Here is an 8708-nt window from a genome sequence, read left to right on the forward strand (position 1 = left end):
GATGGCAAGGGTCTATGTCATCGGCACCATGGACACGAAGGCGGAAGAGCTTCGCTTCGCCGCCGCCTGCGTGCGCCGCGCGGGTGCCGACCCGGTGCTGGTGGATGTCGGGACGCGGGGCGCGGCCGCGGGCGCGGATGTCACGGCCGCCGAGATCGCCGCGCATCACCCGGACGGCGCCGGCGGCGTGTTGGGCCTCGATGATCGCGGCCGCGCGGTGGCCGGCATGGCGGAAGCGCTGACACGATGGCTGGTGGCCCGCGGCGACATCGGCGCGGTGCTCGGCCTGGGCGGGTCGGGCAATACGGCGCTGGTCACCCAGGCGATGCGCGCCCTGCCGATCGGGACGCCGAAGCTGATGGTCAGCACCGTCGCCGCCGGCAATGTCGCGCCCTATGTGGGGCCGTCCGACGTCACGATGATGTATTCGGTGGTGGACGTGGCGGGGATCAACGCGATCTCCCGGCGTGTCATCGCCAACGCCGCGCATGCCGCGGCCGGCATGGCGCTGACGGCGCCGCCCGCGGCATCGGGTACCGAGAAGCCGGGCATCGGCCTGACGATGTTCGGCGTGACCACGGCCTGCGTGACGCAATTGCGGGCGGCGTTGGAGCCGACGCATGAATGCTACGTCTTCCATGCCACGGGTGCCGGTGGGCGCAGCATGGAGAAGCTGGCCGATTCCGGCCTCGTGTCGGCCCTGATCGACATCACGACGACGGAGGTGCCGGACTTCCTGGTCGGCGGCGTGTTCCCCTGCGATGCCGATCGCTTCGGCGCGCCGATCCGCACGCGCCTGCCCTATGTCGGCAGCGTCGGCGCGGTGGACATGGTGAATTTCGGCGCGAAGGAGACGGTGCCGCCGCAATTCGCGGGTCGCAACCTCTATGTCCACAATCCGCAGGTCACGCTGATGCGGACGAGGCCGGCGGAGAATGCGGAGATCGGGCGCTTCATCGTGGAGCGGCTGAACGCCATGGAAGGCCCGGTGCGCTTCCTGCTGCCGCTCGGCGGCGTCTCGGCCATCGATGTACCCGGCATGCCCTTCCACGACCCCGCCGCCGATGCGGCGCTGTTCGATACCATCCGCGCCGGCTTCGTGCCCGCGCCCAACCGCAGGCTGATCGAGGTGCAGGCCGCGATCAACGACCCTGCCTTCGTGGAGGCCGTGCTCGCGGCCTTCCGGGAGATTGCCTGACCATGCCCCGCTTCACCCGCAGCGAGTTGCTCGCCCGCTTCAACGGCATGGTGGCGCGGCGAGAGCCGATCATCGGCGGTGGTGCCGGCACCGGCCTTTCCGCGAAATGCGAGGAGGCCGGCGGCATCGACCTCATCGTCATCTACAATTCCGGCCGCTACCGCATGGCCGGGCGCGGCTCGCTGGCCGGGCTCCTCGCCTACGGCAACGCGAATGAGATCGTGAAGGAGATGGCGCGGGAGGTGCTTCCGGTGGTGAAGCGCACCCCCGTGATCGCCGGCGTCAACGGCACTGATCCCTTCGCCATCATGGATCACCTGCTGGATGAGCTGAAGGCGCTGGGCTTCGCCGGCGTGCAGAACTTCCCGACCGTCGGCCTGATCGACGGCGTGTTCCGCGCGAATCTGGAGGAGACCGGCATGGGCTTCGGGCATGAGATCGACATGATCCGCCTGGCCCATGCGAAGGACATGCTGACCACGCCCTATGTCTTCAACGCGGAGGAGGCGGCGGAGATGGCGAAGGCCGGCGCCGACATCCTGGTCGCGCATCTCGGCCTCACCACCGGCGGCGCCATCGGCGCGCAGACGGCGCTGAAGCTCGCGGATTGCCCGGCGCTGATCGATGACTGGGCCGCGGCCGCGCGGCGCGTGCGCAAGGACATCATCGTGCTTTGCCATGGCGGCCCGATCGCAACGCCCGAGGACGCGACCTTCATCCTGCGCAACACGACGAACATCAACGGGTTCTACGGCGCCTCCTCCATGGAACGCCTGCCGACCGAGACCGCGCTGACCGAGCGCACCCGCGAGTTCAAGTCGATCTCCTTCTGAGGGATTCACGCCATGGCCCGCGCCTATGCCTCCACCATCCTTGATGCCCCTGTCGAAGCCGTCTGGGACATCGTCCGTGACTTCAACGGCTTGCCTGCCTGGAATGCCGCCATCGCGCGATCGGAGATCGAGGATGGCCTGGATTCCGACGTGGTGGGCTGCGTGCGCCGCTTCCACCTGCCCGATGGGACCCTGGTGCGCGAACGCCTGCTGAGCCTGAACGATCGCGACTACAGCTTCACCTACAACTTCGAGACGCCGGCCTTCCCGGTGACGAACTACCTGGCCCGCATGCGGCTGCTGCCGGTGACCGATGGCGACAGGACCTTCGCCGAATGGGAGGCGACCTTCGACGAGGCGCCGGCGGATGCCGGCAAGTATGTGGACATCGTCTCCAACGCCGTCTTCCAGGCCGGCTGGGATTCGCTGAAGCCGCGCGTGGCCGGCCGCGCCGCGTCGGCGGGCGCGCAGCGCTGGAGCGGCTTCCCGCCCAGCAAGGCCTGGTGCAGCACCGTCATCGACGGGCCGGTGGACGCGGTATGGTCCATCATCCGCGACTTCGCCGGCATGGGCGGCTGGCATGACGACATCACGAAGATGCACATGCTGGACGGCGTGCGCAGCGACAAGGTGTCCGGCACGCGGGACTTCCTGTTCGGCGATGGGCACCTGAACGAGAAGCTGCTGCACCTCGACGATACGGAGCGCAGCTTTTCCTACTTCATCACGAAGTCCGGGCTTCCCTGGATGAACTATGTCAGCGGACCGCGGCTGTGGCCGGTGACCGACGGCAACCGTACCTTCGGCACCTGGTTCGGCGATTGGGTGGCGTCCCCGCGGGACGATGTGGCGCTGATCCCGAATACGGAGCAGAACGTCTATCTGAAGGCGTTCCACACCGTCGCGCGCCGGCATTTCGGGCGCACCGGCTGACCTTTTGGGCGATGGCGAGGCGGGGCGCCCGGCCGTGCTCCACTTGAGGCAACGCCTGACGCCGCGGCTGGGCCCCACGGCCTGGCTCGCCCTATGCCCGGCCGCCAGGGGCATCGTCGGTGCCTGGCACAGCCCGGAGCATGCGGGCGGCGCGGCGCCTCATAGGAAGCGCCGTGCTCGCGCCGCCCGGCACGCGTGCCGGGGATCGCTCAGCCCTGCAGTTCGTGCCGCACGATGGCCGCGCCCTCGGCCAGCGCCTTCAGCTTCGCGAAGGCGCGGTCGCGCGGCAGGTACTTCATGCCGCAATCCGGCGCCGCCACCAGGCGCTCGGCCGGCACATGTCGCAGCCCGGCGCGCAGGCGCGCGGCGACCGTCTCCGCCGTCTCGACCTCCGCGCTGCCGAGGTCGAGGACGCCGAGCATGATGGTCTTGTTGGACAGGTCGGAGAGCATGCCGAGGTCGAGCTTCGGTTGCGCCGCCTCGATCGAGATCTGCGACGCGCTGCTGTCGGCGAGCTGCGGCAGGAAGGAATAGCCGGAGGGCTTGTCCGACACCACGGCGGCGTAGCCGAAGCAGAGATGCACCACCGTCGTGCCCTCCACGCCCTGGAGGGCGCGGTTGATCGCCTTCACGCCGTAGCGCTTCGCCTGCTCCGGCCGCGCCTGCAGCCAGGGCTCGTCGAGCTGGATGACGTCGGCGCCGGCGGCCTTCAGGTCCCGCGCCTCCTCGGCGACGGCTTCGGCATAGGCCATGGCGAGGGCCTCCTCATCGCCGTAATGCTCATCCACCGCCTGCATGGAGAGGGTGAAGGGGCCGGGGAGGGTGATCTTCGCCAGGCGATCCGTGTTGGCGCGCAGGAAGCGCATGTCGCGCAGCTCCACGGGTTCGCGCCGGCGGATCGGCCCGACCACGCGCGGCACCGGGGTCGGCTTGCCGTTGCGGCCGCTCACGATGGCGGGGGTATCCACATCCACGCCGTCCAGCGCCAGGGCGAAGCGGTTCGAATAGCTCTCCCGGCGCATCTCGCCATCGGTGATGATGTCGATGCCGGCGCGCTCCATGTCGCGGATGGCGATCAGCGTCGCGTCATCCTGCGCCTGCTCTAGCGCATCTTCCGCCACGCGCCAGATCTCCTTCAGGCGCACGCGCGGCACGACGTTGTTCTTGACCAGGATGTTGCGGTCCACGAGCCAGGCCGGCTGCGGATAGCTGCCGACCACGGTGGTGGGCAGCAGGGGCTTCGATGCGGGCATGGGACGTCGTCTCCGTTGTCTCTAGGGGGCTGCCGACCCGATACCGGGTGATGCGGCATGCCGTTTGGCGGCGCTCGCCGTGCGACGCTCCAGCGCCAGGCGCACGAATTCCCCGGTGCTGCCGAGGTGCTGGGCCAGCAGGGTCGCGGCGCGGTCCGCGTCACGGTCCAGCGCGGCCTCCGCAATGGCCGCATGCTCCACCGCCACGTCGCGGCCGGGATAGGCCACGGCGTTGGCGAGCGCGCGGTAGCGATCCGCTTCCTCCCGCAGCCTGGCGCAGAAGGCGAGGAGGGGCGGCGCATCGCAGGCGGAGAGCAGCACGCCGTGGAAGGTCCGGTGCGCCGCTTCCCAGGCCGGGTTCGCAACGAAGCGCCCTTGCTCGAGCGAGCGCGGCAGGCGTTGCAGCCGCCGCTCCGCCGCCGCGACGGCGTCTTCCCAGGCGGCGTCGCCACGGGCGATCGATTCGCGCAGCGCCGTGGCCTCGACCAGGCAGCGGGTGCGGATCAGCCCGGCAAACTCGGCCGGGTCGGCATCCGCGACACGGAAGCCGCGCTGTTCGATCCGGCGTGCCAGCCCCTCGGCGGCCAGCTGGGCCAGGGCTTCGCGCAGCGGGGCCTGGCCCGCGCCATAGACTGCCGATAGTTGCTGCACCTTCAGCCGGACGCCGGGCGCGAGGCGCCCTTCGAGGATGTCGAAGCGCAGGCGCCGGTACACCGCCGTCGCCTGCGTATCGGGCGAGGCGTGCCGGTCGGTATCGGCGGCCGTGGTGCTCATTGCCCGGCTACCATGGCGCGCGCATCCCGGCTCGACAAGTCGGTGAAACGGGCCTATCGAGAGTTTTGTCGGGAAAACACTCGCCCTGCGGGAAAGGTTCGGCATGCCGCCATGGTCGCTCGGGGAGGCGGGAGGGTCGGTCGGGACGGCTGATGCCGGGCCCGCGCCTGGCCTGTTGCCAAGGTCGGCGGGCCCGGCTGGCGCGGCAGGGGGCTGAACATCCATGGGTGGCCCCGCCGTCACGCTCAGCTTCGACAACGGCCCGGAGCCGGAGGTCACGCCGGCGGTCCTCAATGTGCTGCGCCGCCGCGGCGTGCGGGCCACCTTTTTCGTCATCGGCGAGAAGCTGCGGGATCCTGTCCGGCGCGGTGTGGCGGAGCGGGCGCGCGAGGAAGGCCACTGGATCGGCAACCACACCTGGACCCATTCCGGCCCGCTCGGCGGGCGTTCGGATGCGGGCCATGCGGATACCGAGATCCTGCGTACGGAGAGGGAGCTCGGCCCGCTGGCCCATCCTGACCGCCTGTTCCGGCCGGTGGGGGGCGGCGGCAAGCTCGGCCCGCATCTGCTGAGCGAGGCGGCGCGGGACCTGCTGGCGGCAGGTGGCCACACCGTCGTCACCTGGAGCGCGGTGCCCGGCGACTGGCGTGACCCGGATGGATGGCCGCCCACGGCCTTCCGCCAGTGCCTGGAACAGGCACGGCCCGTGCTGGTGCTCCATGATCTGCCGAACGGCGCGATGCGGCACCTCGACGCCTTCCTCGGACGGTTGCAGGATTCCGGCGCGACATTCCGCCAGGACTTCCCGGACGCATGCCTGCCGATGCGGCGCGGCGAAGCGGGTCCTGGCCTTGGCGACTACGTGCAGGTGCCGGCGCGGCCGCCGGACCAGGCGGGCTGACACCACCCGGCCGCCATGCGATGCAGGCGGCGCAGGCCGAACGCAACAACGCCCATTCCCGCGCCGCCCGGCGCAGGCGACAGGAGGAAGCAGTGCAGGACCTCAACGTCAACGACGTGACCGACGCCGTCATCGAGCAGATGGCCACCACCCCCGACCCGCGGCTGAAGGAGATCATGGAAGCCGCGGTCCGCCACCTCCATGCCTTCGCGCGCGAGGTGAACCTGACGCCCGACGAATGGCTGAAGGGCATCGCCTTCATGACCGCCGTCGGCCAGGCCTGCACGCCCTACCGGCAGGAATTCATCCTGCTGTCCGACGTGATCGGCCTGTCGCGCCTGGTGAACGTGATGCATGACGCCGGCGGGCGCGAGGCCGCGGGTACCGAGACCAGCCTGCTCGGCCCCTTCTTCCGGGAGAGCGCGCCGAAGATTCCGCTCGGCGGCACGCTCGCCAATGTCTCCAAGGGGTCGGAGATCGTCATCTACGGGCAGGTGACGGATTCGGACGGCAAGCCGGTTCCGCACGCCGTCATGGATGTGTGGCAGACCAACGAGGATGGCCACTACGACCTGCAGGCCTATGACCCGACGACGATGGACATGCGCGGGCAGCTGCAGTGCGACGAGAATGGCCGCTTCCACTTCCGGACCTTCCGCCCGCTCGGCTACTCCATCCCGATGGATGGCCCGGTGGGCGACCTGGTGAAGCGCCAGGCCCGGCACGGCTTCCGCCCCGCCCATATCCACACCCTGATCGCCGCGCCCGGCTACCGGGAACTGGTGACGGCGCTGTACTTCGCGGATGACAAGCACGTGGACAGCGACACCGTCTTCGGCGTGTCGAAGTCGCTGGTGATCATGCCGTCGCTCGACCTGCCGGACGCGCCGATCAAGGGCCTTCCCAGCATCCGCTACGACTTCACCATGTCGAAGGACCTGGACGGTGCGGGCGGGCGCGTCGGCTCCGATCCCTCGAAGCTCGTGCCGGCGGGCCGGGTCGGGTCCGATCCGTCCAAGCTGATGCCGGCCGGCTGAGCCGCCCGTCTGCCGCCGGCGGCGCCCATGCGCCGCCGGCCCCCCCCCGTCCAAGATCGCCATCAAACAGGGAACAAAGTCGATATGCTGACCCGTCGAAGCCTGGCCGCGGCCGCGGCCGGCCTGGCGCTGCCCTTCACGGCGCGCGCGCAGGAGGCCTACCCGAGCCGCCCCGTCCAGATCGTCATCCCGTATCCGCCGGGCAATGCGATCGATCTGCTGGTGCGTGCCCTGGCGGCGGCGATGCAGCCGCATCTGGGGCAATCCGCCGTGGTGCTGAACCGGGACGGCGCCGCCGGCGCGGTGGGCTCGGCTTCTGTCGCGCGGTCCGCGGCGGATGGCTACACCCTGCTGTTCGTGCCCGCGCTCGTCGCCTCCGTCCTGCCGGTCATCCAGGCGCAGTCCGGGCTGCAGCGGAACTCCTTCCGCCCCATCTGCCAGGTCTTCAGCAACTCCATGGCGCTGGTGGTCAGGCCCGACAGCCCGTTCCGGTCGCTGCGCGACCTGCAGGCGGCGGCGCGGGCGCGGCCGAGCCAAGTCACCTACGGGACGCTCGGCGTGACCTCCATCCCCCACCTCGCCATGGTGCAGTGGGCGCAGGCGGCGGGCGTGCAGGTGGAACACGTACCCTTCCGCGCCGATGCGTCGGTGATGACGGAGGTGCTGGCCGGGAGGCTCGATGTCGGGTCGATCGTGCTGGGCTCGGCGGCGGGCCGGAACGACGTGCGGATCCTCGCCGTCTTCGACGCGCAGCGCCACCCGGACTTCCCGGAGGCGCCGACCGCGATGGAGCAGGGCTTTGACGTGGCGCCGGCCAGCTTCGGCGGTCTCTTCGCGCCGACCGGGACGCCGGATGACCGCATCGCGCGGATCGAGGCGGCCTGCGCCGCCGCCGCGCAGACGGAAAGCTACCGCAACGCGGCGCGGAACGCGTCCCAGCCCTCGAACTACTTCCTGAACTCGGCCGACTTCAATCGCCGGTTGCAGCAGGATATCGAGCAGAAGGCCGTGCTGCTGCGTGGGATCACGGTGCAGTAGGCACGACGGCAGGTCTGGTGCCCGGCGGCGTGAAGCGCTGCCGGGCCGTGCGTTTCAAGCCCCGGGGCAGGGTGCCGTGCCTGCCCAGGCGTGCTGGCTGCGTGCGTCGGCGGGAACGGGCGTCCCGCGCAGCATCAGCCGTCCGGTAGGGCGCGGGCCCGGGCGCTGGTGGGCGCTGCCGCGGGCGTGTTTGCGGGACAGCCCGCGACCCCCCCCTTCGACAGGGTGACCGATCCGTTCCTGGCGCGGTGAGGCGCAGGATGTGGCGGTGATGTGCCATGTCGATGAGCCGTCGTGCGCCCGCGCCGAGGCGTCCCCGGCAGCGCGGCGCCCTGTCCCGCTTCAATAAGACCCAGTTGCGGCTCCTCCCCACGTCGAGGCTGGCGGCCTTGCCGGCGCGCCGGGGCAGCGCATCGGCATGTGCGGAGCATCACGGCAGCGGCGCGCGGGGCGGCGGTGACCGGCTCAGGACCGAAGACCGCTGCGACGCGACGCCGGTCGAGTGCGATTTCTGTGGATAAGTCTCGACCGGTGGCGTGGCGGGATGCCGGGCGCCGGCGCTGGTTGCCCGTCGGCCCCAGGATTTCCTTGGGTTTGTTGTGTGTGAGTGGGATGGGTTGGGTGGTGTTTGACAGTTGTGGGTGGCGGACTTAGAAAGCGCTCACCGACGACGAGGTGGTCTTGAAGGTGAGCGGGAGATCCGCTAGCTTCTCTGGCCCGCCCTGGAGGCGGTGATCGAGA

The 8708-nt window shown here is 70.3% G+C and carries 8 protein-coding genes; 6 read left to right on the top strand and 2 right to left on the bottom strand.

Features of this window, described 5'->3' with window-relative positions:
• The first annotated feature begins 1 nt into the window (after window position 1).
• The 3 genes from JJI54_RS29440 to JJI54_RS29450 are packed head-to-tail and all read left to right on the top strand — an operon-like array spanning window position 2 to window position 2964.
• Window positions 2-1198 (top strand): Tm-1-like ATP-binding domain-containing protein, encoded by a 1197-nt coding sequence (locus tag JJI54_RS29440; protein WP_203077007.1) that lies wholly within the window; start codon window positions 2-4, stop codon window positions 1196-1198.
• Window positions 1199-1200: 2 nt separating this feature from the next.
• Window positions 1201-2031: a phosphoenolpyruvate hydrolase family protein gene (locus JJI54_RS29445; protein WP_203077008.1), complete on the top strand. Its 831-nt coding sequence runs from the start codon at window positions 1201-1203 to the stop codon at window positions 2029-2031.
• A gap of 12 nt (window positions 2032-2043) precedes the next feature.
• Window positions 2044-2964, top strand: coding sequence for an SRPBCC family protein (locus tag JJI54_RS29450; RefSeq protein ID WP_203077009.1), 921 nt, complete (start codon window positions 2044-2046; stop codon window positions 2962-2964).
• A gap of 209 nt (window positions 2965-3173) precedes the next feature.
• Here JJI54_RS29450 and JJI54_RS29455 read toward each other — a convergent pair whose 3' ends face one another.
• The gene (locus JJI54_RS29455) at window positions 3174-4217 is read right to left on the bottom strand and encodes a 5-methyltetrahydropteroyltriglutamate--homocysteine methyltransferase (protein ID WP_203077010.1); all 1044 of its coding nucleotides are present in this window, start codon (window positions 4215-4217) and stop codon (window positions 3174-3176) included.
• Window positions 4218-4238: 21 nt separating this feature from the next.
• The gene (locus tag JJI54_RS29460) at window positions 4239-4991 is read right to left on the bottom strand and encodes a GntR family transcriptional regulator (protein ID WP_203077011.1); all 753 of its coding nucleotides are present in this window, start codon (window positions 4989-4991) and stop codon (window positions 4239-4241) included.
• A 223-nt stretch (window positions 4992-5214) separates the two neighbouring features.
• On the opposite strand from JJI54_RS29460, the gene JJI54_RS29465 reads away from it, so the two are divergent.
• The 3 genes from JJI54_RS29465 (at window position 5215) to JJI54_RS29475 (ending at window position 7967) form a co-directional block, all read left to right on the top strand.
• Window positions 5215-5892 carry a polysaccharide deacetylase family protein gene (locus JJI54_RS29465; RefSeq protein WP_203077012.1) on the top strand — a complete coding sequence of 226 codons (678 nt, stop codon included), beginning with the start codon at window positions 5215-5217 and terminating at the stop codon, window positions 5890-5892.
• A 92-nt stretch (window positions 5893-5984) separates the two neighbouring features.
• Window positions 5985-6929 carry a dioxygenase family protein gene (locus JJI54_RS29470; RefSeq protein WP_203077013.1) on the top strand — a complete coding sequence of 315 codons (945 nt, stop codon included), beginning with the start codon at window positions 5985-5987 and terminating at the stop codon, window positions 6927-6929.
• Window positions 6930-7013: 84 nt separating this feature from the next.
• Entirely contained in the window at window positions 7014-7967 is a 954-nt protein-coding gene (locus JJI54_RS29475; RefSeq protein WP_203077014.1) for a tripartite tricarboxylate transporter substrate binding protein, read from the top strand.
• Window positions 7968-8708 lie beyond the last annotated feature (741 nt).

The sequence above is a fragment of the Falsiroseomonas ponticola genome (assembly GCF_016805305.1).
Classification (GTDB): domain Bacteria; phylum Pseudomonadota; class Alphaproteobacteria; order Acetobacterales; family Acetobacteraceae; genus Falsiroseomonas; species Falsiroseomonas ponticola.